This is a genomic window from Corallococcus exiguus (genome assembly GCF_009909105.1).
GTDB lineage: Bacteria > Myxococcota > Myxococcia > Myxococcales > Myxococcaceae > Corallococcus > Corallococcus exiguus.
Genome location: NZ_JAAAPK010000006.1, coordinates 248,532 through 266,643, shown reverse-complemented (window position 1 = coordinate 266,643; position 18,112 = coordinate 248,532). Strand labels below are relative to the sequence as shown.

Genomic DNA, 18,112 nt, shown 5'->3' with positions numbered 1-18,112 from the left:
CGCTAGCCCACCGCGTGCGCCGCCAACAGGACGCCGCCCCACACGAGCACGACGCCCACGAGCGCCAGCACCACGTGCGCCACGCTCCACTCGCGCCGGGGCGGCGGCCCCTCCAGCGCCTTGCGGCGCTTCTCGAGGCAGCTGGCGCAGCGGTTGATGCCCTCGAACTGCGTGGTGCACTCGCGGCAGATGACGCGCCGACACTCCACGCAGACGCCCAGGCCCGCGCGGTCCGGGTGGTAGTGGCAGCGGCCCGAGCCCTGAATCATGCGCTCACCTTACGCAATCCAGGGCTCGCCACACCACCCCCGCGCGGGCTTCCCGGGGACTACATCTCGTCGAAGAACTCGTCGTTGTAGGTGTACCGGCCCAGGCGTTTGACGAGCGCCTCCATGGCCTCCACCGGCTTCACGGAGAAGAGCATCTGCCGCAGCTTCTTCACCTTCTCGTATTCGCGCAGGGTGAAGAGCTTCTCCTCCTTGCGCGTGCCGGACTGGGGGATGTTGATGGCCGGGAAGATGCGCTTCTCCGCGAGCAGGCGGTCCAGGGTGACCTCGGAGTTACCCGTGCCCTTGAACTCCTCGAAAATCACCTCGTCCATGCGGCTGCCGGTGTCGATGAGCGCCGTGCCGATGATGGTGAGCGAGCCCGCCTCCTCCGTGGCGCGCGCGGCGCCGAAGATGCGCTTGGGGCGCTCCAGGGCGCGGCTGTCCACGCCGCCCGTCATGGTGCGGCCGGAGCTGTCCACTTCCTTGTTGTAGGCGCGCGCCAGGCGGGTGATGGAGTCCAGGAGGATGACCACGTCCTTGCCGGATTCCACCAGCCGGCGGGCGCGCTCCAGCGCGAGCTCCGCGACCTTGAGGTGGTCACCCGTGGGCCGGTCGGAGCTGGAGGCGATGACCTCCGCCTTGATGCTCCGGCGCATGTCCGTCACTTCTTCCGGGCGCTCGTCGATGAGCACCACCATGACGTGGCACTCCGGGTGGTTCTGGATGACGGCCTGCGCGATGCGCTGGAGCATGATCGTCTTGCCCGTCTTGGGCGGGGCGACGATGAGCGCGCGCTGACCCTTGCCGATGGGCGCGATGAGGTCCAACACGCGCGTGACCATCTCCTTGTGGCCGTTCTCCAGCTTCAGCCGCTCGGTGGGGTCCACGGAGGTGAGGTCCGCGAAGTGCGGCAGCCGGGGCGCGCCCTCCAGCGGGCGGCCGTCCACCGTGTCCACCTTCTGGATGACGCCCTTGTGGCCGCGCATCTGCGCGAACGCGGTGAGGTACTGGCCCTGCCGCAGGCGCAGCTTCTGCACCAGGTTCTTCGGCATCTCCGGGTCGTCCGGCGACGCCAGCAGGTTGCGCTTCACCTGACGCAGGAACGCGTTGGGGCCCTTGGACTCCGTGTCCAGCACGCCCTCCACGGGCGCCAGGTTCTGCTGCGGCGCGCCCTGGGCGTGCCCGCCGCCGCGCGGCTGTTGCTGATGGCGCGGGTGCTCGTGCCGCTGCGGTGGCGGTTGCGGCTGGCCGCCGTCCTGCGGGCGGCTCTCCTGGCCCTGCGGCTGGCCGCCGCCCTGGGGCGGCTGCTGTTGCTGCTGCGCCTGGCGCTGGCGGTACTGCTCCAGTTCCTGAGGCGTCAGGAAGACCTGCACCTGCTGGCCGTCCGGGCCCGCCTGCATGCGGTAGGCTTGGCCTTCCGGGGTGAAGTGCACCTGCGCGCCACGACGGCGGCGGCGGCGACGGCGGCGGCGGCCGCCCTGGCCAGCGGCTCCGGGGGCGCCGTTCTGGCCAGCGCCACCCGCGGAGGCCTCACCGTCGTCGGGGCCCTCGTCGCCCTCGTCGTCACCGCCGTCATCGTCCGCCTCGGGGGGCGGGGGAGGACGGGCGGCCGCGGGTGGGGGCGGCGGGTTGCGGGTCTCGGGGTTGTCGGAATTCTCGCTCATGGGGCTCCACGCGTGACGGCCCTTTGAGGGCGGCGGCCTTGAGCGGGCCCGCCGGGGACGTCAGGAAGCAGGTTTTGGGACAGGAAGCCGGACGCGGGGCCTGCGAGAAGGCCGAAACCGCCGGTTCCTGAAACCCCCCGACGGCCCTAGCGCCGGCCGGGAGGCACTGACCACCCTAACAGAGCGCCCGGATGGGGCGCCCGCATTTTCGCCGCCCGTGTGCGCGGCCTGTCCACCGGGAGACCTCCCCGGGGGGCAGGAGGCGTCTCCGGAGCTTGGGGGCACCTCGGGAGGCCGTTCAGCGGATGCGCACGCGGAAGGGCATCATGGCCTTCAGACCGGGGCGCAGGAGCTCGGGCGAACCCAGCCCCACCTCCCGGGCGAGCTCGGACAGGGCCTCCGGCGGGCGCTCCGGCAGCGCGGGCAGCAGCAGCCCCGCCAGCGCGTGCACGCCGGGCTCCCCGCCCAGCCCGGAGAGGAAGCCGCGCGCGTCCCCCATAACGTCCAGGTCCAGCTCCTCCGAAGTAGGCACCTTCGCGCGCTTGCGCGCCGACGCGACGGCCTCCGGCATGCCGCCCAGCCCGTCCACCAGCCCCCGGGCGAGCGCGTCCTTCCCGCTCCACACCCGGCCGCGGGCCACGGCGTCCACCTTCGCCTTGTCCATCTTCCGGTTGCGGGCGACCTCCGTGATGAACGTGTCGTAGGAGTCGTCCACCCAGGTCTGCACCGCGGCCTGCTGCTCGGGCGTCCACGGCTTCCACCACTCCAGCAGGTCCGCCATGTCGCCGCGCTTGAGCGTCTCCTGGTTCACCCCCAGCTTGGTGCCCAGGCCCTCCAGCGCGGGCTTCGGATAGAAGACGCCGATGCTGCCCGTCAGCGTGGTGGGCTCCGCCAGCACCTCGTCCGCGGCCACCGCCGCGTAGTAGCCGCCGGAGGCCGCCGCGTCGCCCATGGAGGCGATGACGGGCTTGTGCTTCTTCGCCTCCAGCACCGCGCGGTACATCAGGTCCGAGGCCAGCACGTCGCCGCCGCCGGAGTCCACGCGCAGGATGATGGCCACCACGGACGGATCCTCCTGGGCCTCCTGCAGCGCACGCACCACCGTCTCCGCGCCCGCCAGCTGCGCGAAGCCCAGCGGGTCCTCGCGGCTGCGGCCCCCGGTGATGTCGCCCAGCACCGGCACCACCGCGATGCGGCGGCGCAGACCCCAGCGGTCCTCGCGCTCCTCGCGCGGCGAGTACGTCGGGTGGAAGCGCATGCCCGGGAACCACTCCGCCACGCGCGCGTCCAGCTCCGTCGCGGACACCACGCCGTCCAGCAGGCCCGCCGCCTGCGCCCGCTTCGAGGACAGGATGCCCTGCGCCCACGCGGCGCGCAGCTTCTCCGGGGGCAGCTTGCGCCCGGCCTCCACGGCCTTCTCGTAGTGCGTCACCTGGGAGTCCAGGTATGCGTCCAGCGTCTCGCGCTCCGCGGGGCTCATGTCGGAGCGGGTGAACTGCTCCATCGCCGTCTTGTACTCACCCACGCGCGCCACGTCCCACGTCACGCCCAGCTTCTCCATGGTGCCGCCCAGCGACGTCACCGTGGCGGACAGGCCGTTGATGGGCAGCGACGCCTCCGTCAACGCGTAGACGCTGTCCGCCGCGGACGCCACCAGGTAGCTGCGGTCATCTCCGGACAGCATCACCACCACGACCTTCTTGCCCGCCTCGCGCAGCTTGAGCAGCGACTGGCGCAGCTCCTCCGCCGTGCCCCAACCCACGCCGGGCAGGCCCTCCATCTTCACCACCACGCCCTTGAGCCGCTCATCGCGCGTGGCCAGGTCCAGGTACTTCATCAGGCGCAGGTACGGGTCCGCCTCGCTCACGCCCAGGATGGCCAGCGCGGGGCTCACGCCACCAGCCAGCATGTCGTCCAAATCCAGCAGCGCCACCACGCCGCCGCCGCCGTGCAGGGAGCGGTAGCGCTCCGACGACAGGCGCACCTGCAGCACGTGGTCCAGGCCGTTGCCCGCGCCGCCCGCCGCGTACGTCAGGCCCGCGTGGCCCAGGTCCACCGTGGCCGCCAACTGGAGCGCCAGGGGAATGCCGCTGACGAAGCCGTGGGACAGGCCGCCGCCCAGCCTCAGGCCGCGCACCACCTCCGCCTGGAGCGTGTACGTGGCCAGGCCCTCCCGGAAGCCTCCCTCCGCGAAGATCCAGTCCACGCCCAGCGTGTAGCGCTCACCCAGCGGGCGCAGGCCCAGGCCGAAGTTGTAGCGGCGCTGCAGCTTGAGGCCGTCCTGCTCCGGGGCGTTCAGGTCCTTGGCCACCGCGGCCAGCGACAGGAAGCGGAAGGGGCGCGCGGTGAGGCCCACGTCCCAGCTCGTCAGCCCGCTGATGCGGGGGTCATCCGAGCTGCTGAAGTCGTGCAGCGCGGCGCCCAGCTGCAGCGTGCGAGGCCCCAGCGACAGGCCGAAGGACGTCTTGCGGTAGTCCGGCGCGTTCTGGCCGCGGATCCACTCCAGGGAGAAGCCCGCGCCCAGGCCCAGCAGGCGCGCGCCCAGGAACACGGCGTCGCCCACGGAGTCGGACTGGAGGTTTCGCTCGTGGAGGTAGAAGAGCTGCCCCGCGTCCTGGAACCCCAGGCCGGCGGGGTTGAGGGACAGGGCGGGCGCTTCGTCGATGAGCGCCGCGTTGGTGGGCGGCAGGGTGATGCCCAGGGGCGGGACGGGGGCGCGGTCGACGGCGCCCGTCTGGGCAATCGCGAGGCTGGGGAGGAGGGCGAGCAGCGGCAGGTGGCGCATACGGACCGGGACTCTAGGTGCGAGCCGTCCCGGGACAAGCGCCGCGTGTTACCAGTCCTCGGTACCCGACACGTCGTCCAGCGGATCATCCCCGGAGTGCTTCTTGACGGACTGTCGGGAGTTGCCTCCGCGGTCCTCCGAACCCCAGTCCTCCGCGCCGCTGCGGTTGTCCAGCGGGTCGCGCTTCTTCAGGACCTGTTCGCCCTCGCTGTTGATGAGCTGGTTGACGATGCGCTCCATCTCCGACTTGAGCTGTCCGTACTCGTCGCCCTGGAGCACCAGCTTGCGCGAGCCCAGGCGCTTGCCGCTCTTCACGTCGAAGAGGCCCACGGCGAGCTCCGTGCCCCGCTCCGGGATGACGCGCACGGTGCCCACCATCGCCCGGTCCAGGCTCAGCGACTTGCCCAGCGAGACGATGGCGTTGGCCGGCTTGTCGCTGGGGCGGGACACGTCCGGAATCACCTTGTCCAGCTGCGCGTCGTAGGCCTTGTAGGTGGCCGTGGGCGCCAGCGAAGCGACGACGTCCACGTCGTCCGGCGTCACCTCCGCGATCTGCCCGAACTGGCGGAAGCCCGGCCGCTCCATGCGCACCAGGTGCTTGCCCACCGGCAGCGTGGGCAGCGTCAGCGGCGTGTAGCCCACCGGCTCGCCATCCACGTACACACGGGCGCCCGCGGGCCGGGACTTGAAGGTGGCGCTGCCGCGCAGCTGCGAAGGCCGGCTGGTGGCCACCTGCACGCGCAGGCTGATGAAGTCCCGGCTGAAGCGCTTGGGGTTCAGCTCGAACGTGGGGTTGAGCGCCATCAGGTCGATGAGCAGCAGCTTCGCCTCCTCCACGTCGCCCCGCAGCTGGAGGATGGCGCCGTGCAACGCCAGCGCGTCGCACAGCGGGAAGCAGGACGTCATGGCCGCGACGGAGCCGTCCAGCTCCTTGAGGGTGGCGCGCACCTTGCGCTCCGCGTCCTCGTACTCGCGTGCCTCGAAGGCCTTGACGCTCTCCTCGTAGCCCTTCTTCGCGCGCTGGAAGGACGCCTGCGCGGACGGGTCGTCCGGCAGACCGAAGAGGTCGCGCGGCTTGCGCACGGAGTAGCTGGGGAAGTTGCCGAGCGCGTCGTTCAGGTAGCTCTCCATCTGCACCCCCGAGGACTCGGACGACGGGTCCATGGGGATGAGCAGCGCGGAGATGCGGCCCGCCGGTGGCGAGGATGACAGCGCCAGGGCGGGCAGCAGCACGAGCGCGAGCGGAAGGGCTTTCATGAGGAGTCCTGTGCGCTTGACGCCCGGGCTAGAAGGAAATTCCACCGGGGAAACCGTTCACCGGGTTGAAGCCGGGGCCGCGGTCCGTGGTGGCCACGTACACCACGCCCGCCGTCACGGCCGCCACGCCCGCCGCCGCGGCCCAGAACCAGGGCTTGCGCAGCACGGAGTCGCTGGACACGAGCGGCTCCTTCGACGCGTCCTCGCGGCCCTGGGGCAGCGCGGCGCCGGTCAGGAAGGTGTGCACCTGGTCCGCGGCGAAGTCAGCGCTGCCCTTGCCGTCGCGCTTGCCGAAGTCCACCTCCACGCCGCGCAGGCGGTTCTTGGTGCGCACGTCCCACGCCTGCACCTCGCCGTGCAGCCGGCCCTTCTTGTCCTGGAACGTGGCCGCCAGCACCACGTAGCGCGCGTTGAGCCGCTCGGCGATGGCGCCCACTTCCGGGGGCGTGCCGTTCGCGTCGAAGGCGGCCTCCGTGCCGGCCTTCGTCGCCGCGTCACGCAGCGCGGACAGGCCCGGCGCGGAACCGAGCTTCGTCTTCAGCTCCGTGGGGGCGGACGGCTTCACCTCCACGTACGTCGCGAACGGGGCGTAGCCCGGCAGCACCACCTGCACGGGGTAGCGGCCCGGGGCCAGCTTCGCGCCGGACAGCGGCGTCGTGCCCACGTCGCGGCCGCGCACCAGCACTCGCGCGCCCTGCGGCTGGGTGTTCACCACCAGCGTGCCCTGCGGCTGTGCGTTCAGATCGCTCTGCGCCTCCGAGAACACCCGCTGCACGTCCTGGCCGAAGAGGCCCGCGTCCGGGCGCAGCGAAGGCTCCGCGAGGAGCGCGTTCGTGAAGGCCGCCTTCGCGCCCGCCACGTCGCCGTTGAGCAGCTGGGACGCGCCCTGGAAAAGGTACGTCTCACCCAGCTTCTCCGGGCGCAGGTCGCCGGGGCGCTGCACGTAGGCTTCCGCGGCCGCCTTGAACTTCGCCGCGGCGGCGTCCGGGTCCAGGTTGTCGTACGCCGCGCGGCCCTCGTCGAAGAGGGCGTCAGCCCGGGGGTTGCCCTGGGGCTCCGGGGGCGGGAAGGCGGTGGCCAGGTCCACGAACTGGACGTCGCCCGCGCTGCCCAGCCGCCGGGTGATCGTGTCCTCCAGCTTCGCCGCGGAGTCCGTCGCGGCCGACTGGCGGGCCACGCCAAAGATGGCCACCGCGTTGGACGTCGCCGCGCGCGCCGGAGCCGGAACGTCCACCAGCTTCTTCGGGGCGGCGGGCGTGGCCGGAGCGACGGGCGCCGGGGCGGCCGCCTTGGGCGCGACGGGCACGTCCGAGTCGGGAGCCGGTTCATCCGGAGGCGTGAAGGTGTCCTCGGGCTCTGCCGCGGGGACCTTCTTGGTGGCGGCGGGGCGCTTCTTCTTCGCGGCGGACTTCCGCTTGGTGGCGGCGTCGGCGGCGGGAGCGCTCAGCATGCAGGCGAGCGCGACAGTCAGGGCAAGGCGGGTGGTGTTCACGATTCGGCGGATGCTAGCCGACCAGCGGGGCGGAAGACCAATGCCTCCCCGGGACGGGTGAACCCGTCCCGGGTGTGCGGGGACTTCCACTTTCTCAGACGTCCAACTCCTGGACCTCGCCCGCCATCTCGGTGATGAACTTGTAACGCGCCGAGACGTCCTTCCCCATCAGGTCATTGATGATGCGGTCGGTCTCCAGCGCGTTGTCGATGGTGACGCGCAGGCTGATGCGGTTCTTCGCGTCGAGCGTCGTCGTCTTCAGCTCGTCGGCCGTCATCTCGCCCAGACCCTTGAAGCGCATGATGTTGGGCTTGGCGTTGCCCTTGGCCTTCTCGCGGATGATGCGGTCGCGGTCCGGCTCGTCCAGGGCCCAGTACGTCTCCTTGCCAATGTCCACCCGGTACAGCGGCGGCTGGGCGATGTGCACGGCGCCCGCCTCAATCAGGGGCCGCAGGTGCCGGTAGAAGAACGTGAGCAGCAGCGTGGCGATGTGGTGGCCGTCGCTGTCCGCGTCCATCAGCAGGAAGACGCGGCCGTAGCGCAGCTTCGTGATGTCGAAGTCGGACCCGATGCCGCAGCCCAGCGCGCTGACGATGTCCTGGAGCTCCTTGTTGGTGGCCACCTTGTCGGTGGACGCCTGCTCCGCGTTGAGCACCTTGCCGCGCAGGGGGAGGATGGCCTGGGTGCGCCGGTCGCGGCCCTGCTTGGCGGAGCCGCCTGCGGAGTCACCTTCCACGATGAACAGCTCGCTGGACGCGGGGTCCGTGGACGAGCAGTCCGCCAGCTTGCCGGGGAGGTTGAGCCGGTGGCTCACCGCGGACTTGCGGCTGATGGCGGCGGAGGCCGCGCGGGACGCCTCACGCGCGCGGGCGGCCAGGATGATGCGCGCCAGCAGCGCTTCCGCGATGGACTTGTTGTCGTTGAGCCACTTCTCCAGCACCGGGCGGACGGCGCTGTCCACCTGCGCCGTCGTCTCCGAATTGTTGAGGCGGCCCTTCGTCTGCCCCTGGAACTGGGGCTCCACCACGTACACGGAGAGGATGGCGGTGATGCCCTCGCGGATGTCCTCCGCGGTGAGCGACACGCCCTTGGGCGTCAGGCCGTGCGTCTCGATGTAGTTGCGCATCGCCTTGACGATGGCGGCCCTCAAGCCCGCCTCGTGCGTGCCGCCCAGGTTCGTGGGGATGCCGTTGACGTACGAGCGGATGTGCTCGTCCGTGGCCTCCGTCCACGCCAGCGCCACCTCCAGGCGGACCTCGTTGTCGCGCGAGTAGTAGAACGGCGTGCCGCCCACGGGGACGATGGGCTTCTGGCGCTCCGACACGACCTTGGTGAGGTACTCGGCGATGCCGCCGTCGTGCTTGAACGTCTCCGACACGGCGGGCGTGGCCGTCTCGTCCTTCCAGACGACGGTCATCCCCTTGTGCAGGTAGCTCTTCGCCTCCAGGCGCTCACGCACCAGGGCCGCGTCGAACTTCTGCTTCTCACCGAAGATTTCCGCGTCCGGCTCGAAGGTGATGGACGTGCCGGTGCCGCGCGCGGGGCCCTCCACCTTGAGGGCGCTGGTGGCCCTGCCGCGCGCGTACGACTGCACGTGGCGCTTGCCGTCCTTCTTGATTTCGATGAGCAGCTTGCTGGTGAGCGCGTTCACCACGGAGCTGCCCACGCCGTGCAGACCGCCCGAGTGGATGTAGTTGCCCTGCTCGAACTTGCCGCCCGCGTGCAGCGTCGTGAGGATGACCTCCACGGCGGGCTTCTTGTGCTTGGGCATCATGTCCACGGGGATGCCGCGCCCGTTGTCCACGACGGTGATGGACTTCGCGCCCTTGTGGAGCGTGACTTCGATGAGGGACGCGAAGCCGTTGATGACCTCGTCCACCGAGTTGTCGACGATCTCCCAGAGGAGGTGGTGGTAGCCCGTGCTGTCGGTGCCACCGATGTACATGGCCGGGCGCTTGCGCACCGGCTCCAGGCCTTCGAGGACCTGGATGTCCGCGCCTGTGTAGGTTTCCTTCTTGGTCGCCATGGCCTTCCCGCTACTCCTTCTTCTCCGGCAGCGGCACGAAGGTGATGGGCTTGGCCACCTCCTTCACCGTGTCGCGCTTGGACATCTCGTGGCCCTTGCCGCCGCGGCCCGTCACGCTGAACTTCGCCGGTGACAGGTGCAGCTTGCGGCCCTTCTGTGTCTCGAACTCCAGCACGGCGTCCTTCCGACTGGCCGGCGCCGCGAGGAAGTCCACCACCTTGTCGCCCGCGTCCACCTTGATGACCTGGACGCCCTTGCCGGGGCCCGCCAGCTCATTCACCTCCGCCACCTTGCAGACGAGGGCGTTGGTCTTCTCCGTGAGGACGGCGAGCAGGTCCTTGTCGCCCACCGGCTGCGTTCCGATGATTTCATCGCCCTCGCCCGTCTTCGCGTAGCGGCGGCCGGCGCGGGTGGACACTTCCGTGTGCGGCGCCAGCAGGAAGCGCAGGCCCAGGCCCTGGCGCGTCACCGCGACCAGCTTCTCCGGCTGGTGCATGCGGGCATCCTGGGACAGGGCGCCCACCACGCGCTCGCCGTCGTCGAACTTGAAGAGCTTCTGCACCGGGTCGCCGTAGCCGGTGGAGGCTGGAATGTCGTTGAAGCGGGTGACGTAGGCGGTGCCGAAGTTGCTGAACAGCACCAGGTTCGCCTTCAGGCTGCCGGCGAGCACCGCCATCACCGCGTCGCCTTCACGCAGGCGGGTGGTGGACGGGTCCTTCACCTCGCGCACGCGCTTGATCCACCCGTCGCGCGTAATCACGACGTGGGCGTCCTCGTCCGCGATGAACGCCTCCGCGGAGAACTCCATCTCCTCGGAGCCCGCGCCGCCAATGCGCGTGCGGCGCTTGTCGGTGTACGCGGCCTTGAGGCCGGTCAGCTCGTCGTGGATGACGGACCAGCGCTTCTTCACGTCCTTGAGGATGCCCTCGATGCGCTTGATCTCCGCGCGCTTCTCCTTGAGCTCCTTCTGGACGATGAGGATCTCCAGGCGGGCCAGCTTGTAGAGGCGCATCTCCAGGATGGAGTCCACCTGGATCTCATCCATCTTGAAGCGCGCCATCAGCTTCTGGGCGGCGTCCTGCTTGCCCTCCGACTGGCGGATGATCCGGATGATCTCATCCAGCGCGTCGTAGGCCTTCTCGAAGCCCTCGAGGATGTGGACGCGCCGCTTGAGCTCCGCCAGCTCGTGCTCGAAGCGCTTGGTGACGATCTCCAGGCGGAAGTCGAGGAAGTAGCGGAGGATGGACTTGAGGTCCAACCGCTTGGGCGTGCCGACGTCCGGGTTGTCCGACGGCACGAGGCACGTCAGGTTCACGCCGAAGTTCGTCTGCAGGGGCGTGTGCTTGTAGAGGTACGCCATCACCAGCTCGGGGTTGGCGTCCTTCTTGAGCTCCATGACGATGCGCACGTCCTTGGTGGACTCGTCGCGCACGTCGGTGATGAGGGGCAGCTTGCGCTCGCGCACCAGCTCGCCAATCTTCGCGACGAGCGTGGACTTGTTCACCGTGTACGGGATGGAGGTCACGACGATCATCTGACCGCCGCGCTTGTGCTCCTCCATCTTGTACTCGCCGCGGATGCGGACGGAGCCCTGGCCCGTCTCGTAGATGTCCCGCAGCTCCTTCTTGTCGTTGAGGATCTGCCCGCCGGTGGGGAAGTCCGGCCCCTTGATCCACTTGAGCAGGTCCTTGGTCTGCAGCTCCGGGTCGTTGATGAGCGCCAGGAGCGCGTCCACCAGCTCGCCCAGGTGGTGGGGCGGGATGTTGGTGGCCATGCCCACCGCGATGCCGGTGGTGCCGTTCATCAACAGCTGCGGAACGCGCGCCGGGATGACGACGGGCTCGTCGCGGGTGCCGTCGTAGTTGGGGCGGAAGCGGACCGTCTTGCTGTCCAGCTCACCCAACAGCTCCGTGGCCAGCTTCTCCAGGCGGCACTCGGTGTAGCGGTAGGCGGCGGCGGAGTCGCCGTCCAGCGAGCCGAAGTTGCCGTGGCCGTCCACCAGCGGGTAGCGCAGGGAGAAGTCCTGCGCCATGCGCACGAGCGCGTCGTAGATGGCCGTGTCGCCGTGCGGGTGGTAGCGGCCCATGATGGCGCCAACCACCTGCGCGCACTTCTGGTACTTCGTGTCGAACGACAGGTTCAGGTCGTTCCACATGCCGTAGAGGATGCGGCGCTGCACCGGCTTGAGGCCGTCGCGCACGTCGGGCAGGGCACGGGAGGTGATGACCGACAGGGCGTAGTTGAGGTACCGGCGGCGCGCTTCCTCGGCCAGGCCCGCGGGCAGGCTGTCCCCGCCACCAGCGCCGGACCCGCCGCCGCCGCCTCCCTTTCCTCCGCCCCCTGCCGGGCCTCCCTGCTTCTTGCGCGACTTCGTTTCGGCTTCTGCGAGCATGGTCATGGAATCCAGATGGGTTTCACACGGGCCGACCGGCCGGGCGTGACGCAGCGCGCGGGGCGTCACGCCGTGCGCGCTGCGACTACCAGTCGGGTGGGACCCTCGACGTCAGATGGGCCGGACTACCATGGGCCTCTGACATTGAGAACGAATTCGGGAGGTTGCAGCGGCTCCAGCCCGGAACTTCTGCACGTCCGTACAGTCCTGTGCCTGCTTGAAACCCACCGCCAACCCCCCGGAATTCCGAGGGGAGTGGGGGCAGGGCCTGGCCGGCGGGCTGCTGGGACTAGCCGTTGTCGCCGTTGGGGTTGGCGCGGGGCTTCTTGCCCTCCGCGTCAGGGGCGCGGCCCCAGCCGCGGCCGCTCTTGAAGATCTGCACGCCCCGGCCAGAGCCGCCACCGGCCATCCCATTGATGGTGGCGGTGAGGGCCTTGCTCCCCGGCGGGTGGTAGATGACGCGCACCTTGCGGGCGGAGGGCAGCAGCGCGCTGGTGGCGTCCACCAGCAGGTAGACGGTGGTGCCGTCCGTCTGGATGCGCTCCGGGTCCTGCCGGTTGTTGAGGTCCGCGAGCAGCTCGCCCGCGTCCGCGCTGGTGGCGTCCGAGCTCAGCTGGCGGATCTTCACGCGCAGGGTCATCTCTGGAGGCGCGTCCTGGCGCTTGTACTCCCGCACGCCCTGGATGACGACCGCCAGGTCGGCGCCGTTCTCCGGGGCCTTCTTGTCGGCCAGGTGGAGGCCGGACTGGACGCTGGAGTCAGTGTCCAGGAAGAGCGTGATGTTGGCGCAGCGCTGCTTGCACTCCTCGCCGAAGGGGTCCTTGTTGAACTTCAGGCGCATGGCGAAGTCGCTGCCCTGGGGACCGATGGTGGCATCCACGATGACGGGGCGCTCATCGTCCGGTGACGGCTTGTAGCGGAAGGTCGAGGTGGACCGCCCCGCGGCGGAGGCGGACGCGCTGGCCAGCAGCGAACAGGCGAGCAGGGTGGGCAGGCGCTTCACGGACTTGGACCTCCTGACGGCGTGGGGCATCAAAAAGTGGCATTCAAAGGGAACTGGCCCCGGGGCGGCAAGCCTGGGGCGTAGAGTGGCCGTCTGGAGGACAACCATGCCCACGCCGTACGTGCGTCAGCTCAAGCTCGGACCGATGGACAACTTCGTCTACCTCGTGGGTCCCCAGGACGGCCCGGAGGTGGTGGTGGTGGATCCGGCCTGGGACGTGCCGGCCATCGAGGCGGCGGTGGCGCAGGACGGCAAGCGCGTGGTGGGCGCGTTCGTGTCGCACTGCCACGGCGACCACATCAACGGCCTCGAGGAGCTGCTGTCGCGCCATGACGTCCCGGTGTACGCGCAGGCGGAGGAGGTCGCCTTCTCCAGCGAGCTGCGCAAGCGGGGTGGGGACGCGCTCAAGCCCCTGAGGGCGGGCGACGCGGTGCCGGTGGGCGCGCGCACGTTCCATGCGCTGCACACGCCCGGGCACACGCCGGGGTCGCACTGCCTGCTGGCGGAGGACGCGCTCGTGTCCGGGGACACGGTCTTCATCAACGGGTGCGGCCGGTGCGACTTCCCGGGTGGCAGCCCGGAGGACATGTACCGCTCGCTGTCGCAGGTGCTGGCGAAGGTGCCGGACACCGCGCGGTTGTACCCCGGGCACGACTACGCGGACGTGCCGGTGGCCCAGATGGAGGCCATCCGCCAGAAGAACCCGTACTTCGGCTTCCCGGACATGGCCTCGTTCGTGGCCTTCCGGATGCGGCCGCGGCGGTGACTCTCCACGTCCGGGCGTTTCTGACACCCTCGGATATTTCGCGTACGGGCGCACCCACGACAGTCTTGAAGTAAACTCAAGCGAGGGAAGCCCGGAAGAGGGCTTCCACCTGGCTTGAGGGGACGCGCGATGCCCGTGGAGATCAGCTCGGTCGCAGTGAAGGACGCGGATGCGAAGACGTTGGCGGACGGCGCCTACACGTACGCGCGGACGACGGACCGCACCCGGCTGGCTCACCTGACGAAGGTGGGGCTGCGCAACACGCTCCGGTCGTGGATCGCCTCCAAGCCGTGGTCGTTCCCCAAGGGCACGAAGCTGGGCTCCTTCGAGCCCACCTTCGGCATGACGAACACCGCGCCCAAGGCCTACTGGAAGGCCTTCGCCAGCAAGGGCGAGTTCTACATGCACCTGATGTACGAGGCCGACGCCCGCTGCCAGCGCAACCGCGAGCTGGAGCAGGAGCTGGCCGAGGACGTCCTGGAGCATGCCCGGACACGCCAGACGCTGAATGACCTGCGCAGGGCGCTGGGGCAGTACCTATGGGAGCACGACAGCTGGAGCGGGACCATCAGCCACGTCGTGCAGACGTACTCGCCCTTCAACCTGCTGCCCAACATGACGGGCAGCTACAACGAGGCCAACTCGTACCCGGCCTACGAGCGCCGTCAGTGGGAGAAGCTGGGCGGCAACCTCAACCCCATCAACCTGGTGATGAACCTGACGGCGCAGCCGCTGTACGACTACAGCGTGCGTAGCAAGGACCGGGTGAGCCTGAGCTATGACCGGCGGGACTTCTCCGTCGCGGAGAACGTCGCCATCCTCCACGACCTCAAGGAGCTGTTCAGCCCCATTGGCAACAGCCGGGCCATGATCTCCATGCACAAGGAGCTGGTCCCGCATCCCTACCAGGGGGCGACGAGCCCCGCCCGGCCCAGGCGTTGGACGACGGACGGCGCAGCTCGCGCGAACGTGCTCAAGAAGGACCTCACGCGCTACACCGGGGATCCGCACACGGAGCGCCGGCAGGTGGCCTGGGATCAGGGGCGCAAGGGCGCGGGCACGCGCAACGAGGACTCGCCGGACACGGAGACGGCGCGAGAGCACCACATGCCCATCGAGACCGGGCGCTCGCACACGGCGGCCCGCCTGTTCGAGATGGTCGCCCTGCTGCGGCCCGCGAATGGCGCGGGCCCGGTGGCAACCCAGCTCTTCGCGGACCGGATGAAGGCCATGGCCTTCGGCATCTTCGGGTACTGGAACGCGGACCAGTCCGTGGGCGGCTACCCCAAGAGCCTCACGCCGGTGCACACCTACCACGAGGTGATGGACCCGGCGGAGGACTACCTGATGGACATCTACGAGCACCCCTTCACGTACGACGACGTGATCGCCTGGCTGGGGACCTGAGCGCCCGCTCGGCTCACACCCGCCGCGCGCGGGCCATGGGCGGCATCTTCACGCCGCCGCCCGGCTTCGCGTGCATGGCCCAGTACGCGGACACCGCCAGCAGGGCCAGGGACAAGAGCGTCCACAGCGCGGCCCAGACAATGGACGGCACCCATGTCTCGCTGGCGAGGATGGCCGCGTCGCTCTGGGCGCGCACCGCGCTGTTCCACAGGTCGTCCCTCAAGTCGAAGATGACGTAGAGGGCGGTGAAGGCCGCGAGGAACAGGTTGAGCGCGTCCACCAGCCCCGTGGGCAGGAAGCGCGCGCCCAGTCCCATGGCCAGGGCCATGCCCAGGCAGAAGGCCAGGGTGAACGGGTCCCCCGCGTAGAAGAAGCCCATCACCGCCAGCCACACGGACGCCGCGCCCATCACCGCGCGGCCCAGCCGGAACCGGAACGTGGCCAGCATCAGCCCCGCGCCCGCCACCGCGCTGCCCAGGTAGCCCGCGGACGACACGATGACGCGGTTGAGCACGCCCGGCGGCAGGCGGGAGAGGCAGCTGCCTCCCTCGTTCACCTGGAGGTGCACCCGGTCCACCGAGCCCCCCACGAGCAGCGAGGCGATGGCATGCCCGCTCTCATGCATCATCACCACCAGCACCTTCACCGGCCACAGCACCGGCGAATACCAGAAGTACCAGGACGCCCCCATCAAGAGCAGGAGCAGCGCCAGCCTTCCGAAATCCAGTGTCGCCCCGCTCGCGGTCCGCATCGCTGGTCCCCTCCTGCCTGGACACCGGAACATCCAAGCGCGTTCCATCTTCCGCGAAAACGCGCGCCCCGGACACCGGAACGGTCGCGCCGGGGCGTCGGACGGAGTAGGGAAGGGTCACCATGAAGAAGACGCTCCTGCTCCTCGCGCTCGTGGCAGCCCCGGCCTTCGCCGGGGAAGGGAAGTGGACCCCTCAGCAGGTACTGGAACTGAGCCCTGCCTGGCTCAAGGCCCAGGGCCTCCAGCTGCCACCCAACAAGCTGTGGGACCCCAAGCGGGGCACGGGCCTGCTGGCGGGCACGGTGAACACCGGTGGCTGCTCCGGGTCGTTCATCTCCGCCTCCGGCCTCATCATCACCAACCACCACTGTGCCTTCTCCATCATCCAGGAGCACAGCTCCCCGCAGAAGGACCTCATCACCGACGGCTTCCTCGCGAAGAGCCAGTCGGAGGAGCTCCCGGGCAAGGGCTCGCGCGTGCAGGTGCCGCGCGGCTTCAAGGACGTGACGGCGGAGATCAACGGCGCCGTGCCGCAGGGCGCGGACGACCTCGCGCGCTACAAGGCCATCGACCGCAAGCAGAAGGAGCTGGTGGCCGAGTGCGAGAAGCGCCCCGCCACCCGCTGCCAGGTGGCCACCTTCGACGGCGGCGTGAACTACACGCTGGTGGACGCGGTGGAGTTGCAGGACGTGCGCCTGGTCTACGCTCCGCCGCGCGCCGTGGGTGAGTACGGCGGCGAAGAGGACAACTGGATGTGGCCGCGCCACACCGGCGACTTCGCCATCATCCGCGCGTACACCGCGCCGGACGGCGCCTCCGCGGCGTTCAGCGACAAGAACGTGCCCTACAAGGCGGAGTTCTTCTTCCCCCTGTCCACCGAAGGCGTGAAGCCGGGCGACTTCGTGATGGTGCTGGGCTACCCGGGCAGCACCTACCGCACGCTGCTGGCGGACGAGATGGCGGAGCGCCAGGCGCGCTACTACCCGCGCATGCGCGACGTGCTGGGCGAGGCCATCCGCATCCTGGAGACGGAAGGGGAGAAGGATCCGGCCGGGAAGATCGCCGTGGCCTCGCAGCTCAAGGGCCTGCACAACGCCTACAAGAACGCGGGCGGCCAGCTGGCGGGCCTGAAGCGCGGCCACATCGTGGAGAAGCAGCGCGACACGGAGGCCGCCACCGTCGCCTGGGCGCAGAAGGACGCTGCGAAGTGGGGGGATGCCCTCAAGGCCCGCGAGGCGCTGCTCGCGGAGCAGCAGGACTCCGCCAAGACCTTCGACCGCGAGTTCCTCCTGAACATGTCCAGCCGTCTGGCGCGAGGCCCCGCGCTGGCCACGTCCGTGTCCCGGCTGGCCATGGAGCGCGCGAAGCCGGACCTGGAGCGCCGCCCGGAGTACATGGACCGCGAGGTGCCGCGCATCAAGGACCGCCTGGAGCGCGAGCAGAAGAACCTCTTCCTCGCCTCGGACAAGGCGCTGCTGCACGCGTTCGTGAAGCGCGCGCAGGCGCTCCCCGCGGACGCGCGCATCGCGTCCGTGGATGCGGCCTTCGGCAAGACGTACTCGGAGAAGGACGTCTCCGCGAAGATCGACTCGCTGTACGCGGGCACCAAGGTGCTCACCCTGGCGGAGCGCCTGAAGATGGCGGACGAGTCCGTGGGGCAGCTCGCCGCGCGCCGCGACCCCATGCTGGCGTTCGGTATGGAGCTGGCGAAGGAGCAGGCCGCGCTGGATGACACGCGCGACCGTCGTCAGGGCGCGTCCTCCCGGCTGCGGCCGGCGTGGCGCAAGGCGGTGATGGCTCAGGCGGGCAAGCCGATTGCTCCGGACGCCAACAGCACGCTGCGCGTGTCGTTCGCCAAGGTGCAGGGCTACACGCCGCGCGACGGCGCGCTGTACCTGCCGCAGACGACGCTGACGGGGATGATGCAGAAGCACACCGGTGAGGAGCCCTTCAACGCGCCGGAGAAGGTGCGCGCGGCCGCGGCGGCGAAGAAGTTCGGGCAGTGGGTGGACCCCCGGCTGAAGGATGTGCCGGTGGACTTCCTGGCGGACGCGGACACGACGGGCGGCAACTCCGGCAGCCCCACGGTGAACGGCAAGGGGCAGCTGGTGGGCGTGAACTTCGACCGCGTGTGGGAGAACGTCGCGAACGACTTCGGCTACAATCCGGACGTGGCCCGGAACGTCAACGTGGACGTGCGCTACCTGCTCTGGCAGCTCGACCAGGTCGAGGACGCGGACTCCCTCCTGCGTGAGCTGAACGTCCGCAAGGGCAAGCCGGTGGCCAAGGAGGCTCGCTGA

Annotated in this window: 12 protein-coding genes; 3 read left to right on the top strand and 9 right to left on the bottom strand. The window is 69.8% G+C overall.

Going from position 1 to position 18,112, the window contains the following annotated elements; translation table 11 throughout:
* Positions 1 to 2: 2 nt before the first annotated feature.
* From GTZ93_RS24465 to GTZ93_RS24430, 8 genes are all read right to left on the bottom strand, one after another.
* On the bottom strand, positions 3 to 269 hold the full coding sequence (locus GTZ93_RS24465; protein ID WP_120600129.1) for a hypothetical protein: 267 nt from the start codon (positions 267 to 269) through the stop codon (positions 3 to 5).
* Between the two features lie 59 nt (positions 270 to 328).
* Positions 329 to 1,933 (bottom strand): transcription termination factor Rho, encoded by a 1,605-nt coding sequence (gene rho, locus GTZ93_RS24460; RefSeq protein ID WP_161663026.1) that lies wholly within the window; start codon positions 1,931 to 1,933, stop codon positions 329 to 331.
* Positions 1,934 to 2,231: 298 nt separating this feature from the next.
* On the bottom strand, positions 2,232 to 4,718 hold the full coding sequence (gene sppA, locus GTZ93_RS24455; protein WP_139923589.1) for a signal peptide peptidase SppA: 2,487 nt from the start codon (positions 4,716 to 4,718) through the stop codon (positions 2,232 to 2,234).
* A gap of 48 nt (positions 4,719 to 4,766) precedes the next feature.
* The gene (locus tag GTZ93_RS24450) at positions 4,767 to 5,975 is read right to left on the bottom strand and encodes a PEGA domain-containing protein (protein ID WP_139923587.1); all 1,209 of its coding nucleotides are present in this window, start codon (positions 5,973 to 5,975) and stop codon (positions 4,767 to 4,769) included.
* 28 nt (positions 5,976 to 6,003) lie between these two features.
* On the bottom strand, positions 6,004 to 7,467 hold the full coding sequence (locus GTZ93_RS24445; RefSeq protein ID WP_315967345.1) for a PEGA domain-containing protein: 1,464 nt from the start codon (positions 7,465 to 7,467) through the stop codon (positions 6,004 to 6,006).
* Positions 7,468 to 7,561: 94 nt separating this feature from the next.
* Positions 7,562 to 9,493, bottom strand: a complete 1,932-nt coding sequence (locus GTZ93_RS24440) for a DNA gyrase/topoisomerase IV subunit B (protein ID WP_139923661.1) — start codon at positions 9,491 to 9,493, stop codon at positions 7,562 to 7,564.
* Between the two features lie 10 nt (positions 9,494 to 9,503).
* Positions 9,504 to 11,885, bottom strand: coding sequence for a DNA gyrase/topoisomerase IV subunit A (locus GTZ93_RS24435; RefSeq protein ID WP_186820062.1), 2,382 nt, complete (start codon positions 11,883 to 11,885; stop codon positions 9,504 to 9,506).
* A gap of 289 nt (positions 11,886 to 12,174) precedes the next feature.
* Positions 12,175 to 12,888: a hypothetical protein gene (locus GTZ93_RS24430; RefSeq protein ID WP_139918946.1), complete on the bottom strand. Its 714-nt coding sequence runs from the start codon at positions 12,886 to 12,888 to the stop codon at positions 12,175 to 12,177.
* 106 nt (positions 12,889 to 12,994) lie between these two features.
* On the opposite strand from GTZ93_RS24430, the gene GTZ93_RS24425 reads away from it, so the two are divergent.
* On the top strand, positions 12,995 to 13,654 hold the full coding sequence (locus GTZ93_RS24425) for an MBL fold metallo-hydrolase (RefSeq protein WP_139918944.1): 660 nt from the start codon (positions 12,995 to 12,997) through the stop codon (positions 13,652 to 13,654).
* A 129-nt stretch (positions 13,655 to 13,783) separates the two neighbouring features.
* On the top strand, positions 13,784 to 15,061 hold the full coding sequence (locus tag GTZ93_RS24420) for a hypothetical protein (RefSeq protein ID WP_139918943.1): 1,278 nt from the start codon (positions 13,784 to 13,786) through the stop codon (positions 15,059 to 15,061).
* A 13-nt stretch (positions 15,062 to 15,074) separates the two neighbouring features.
* Here the strand turns inward: GTZ93_RS24420 and GTZ93_RS24415 are convergent, their stop codons facing one another.
* Positions 15,075 to 15,812, bottom strand: coding sequence for a M50 family metallopeptidase (locus GTZ93_RS24415; protein WP_139918942.1), 738 nt, complete (start codon positions 15,810 to 15,812; stop codon positions 15,075 to 15,077).
* Between the two features lie 122 nt (positions 15,813 to 15,934).
* Here GTZ93_RS24415 and GTZ93_RS24410 point away from each other — a divergent pair, with 122 nt between their 5' ends.
* Positions 15,935 to 18,112, top strand: a complete 2,178-nt coding sequence (locus GTZ93_RS24410) for a S46 family peptidase (protein ID WP_139918940.1) — start codon at positions 15,935 to 15,937, stop codon at positions 18,110 to 18,112.

Excerpts from the sequence above, each read along its gene's own strand:
- GTZ93_RS24465 (WP_120600129.1), bottom strand. The coding sequence starts at position 269 with ATGATTCAGGGCTCGGGCCGCTGCCACTACCACCCGGACCGCGCGGGC.
- rho (WP_161663026.1), bottom strand. The coding sequence starts at position 1,933 with ATGAGCGAGAATTCCGACAACCCCGAGACCCGCAACCCGCCGCCCCCA.
- sppA (WP_139923589.1), bottom strand. The coding sequence starts at position 4,718 with ATGCGCCACCTGCCGCTGCTCGCCCTCCTCCCCAGCCTCGCGATTGCC.
- GTZ93_RS24450 (WP_139923587.1), bottom strand. The coding sequence starts at position 5,975 with ATGAAAGCCCTTCCGCTCGCGCTCGTGCTGCTGCCCGCCCTGGCGCTG.
- GTZ93_RS24440 (WP_139923661.1), bottom strand. The coding sequence starts at position 9,493 with ATGGCGACCAAGAAGGAAACCTACACAGGCGCGGACATCCAGGTCCTC.
- GTZ93_RS24435 (WP_186820062.1), bottom strand. The coding sequence starts at position 11,885 with ATGCTCGCAGAAGCCGAAACGAAGTCGCGCAAGAAGCAGGGAGGCCCG.
- GTZ93_RS24425 (WP_139918944.1), top strand. The coding sequence starts at position 12,995 with ATGCCCACGCCGTACGTGCGTCAGCTCAAGCTCGGACCGATGGACAAC.
- GTZ93_RS24420 (WP_139918943.1), top strand. The coding sequence starts at position 13,784 with ATGCCCGTGGAGATCAGCTCGGTCGCAGTGAAGGACGCGGATGCGAAG.
- GTZ93_RS24415 (WP_139918942.1), bottom strand. The coding sequence starts at position 15,812 with ATGCGGACCGCGAGCGGGGCGACACTGGATTTCGGAAGGCTGGCGCTG.
- GTZ93_RS24410 (WP_139918940.1), top strand. The coding sequence starts at position 15,935 with ATGAAGAAGACGCTCCTGCTCCTCGCGCTCGTGGCAGCCCCGGCCTTC.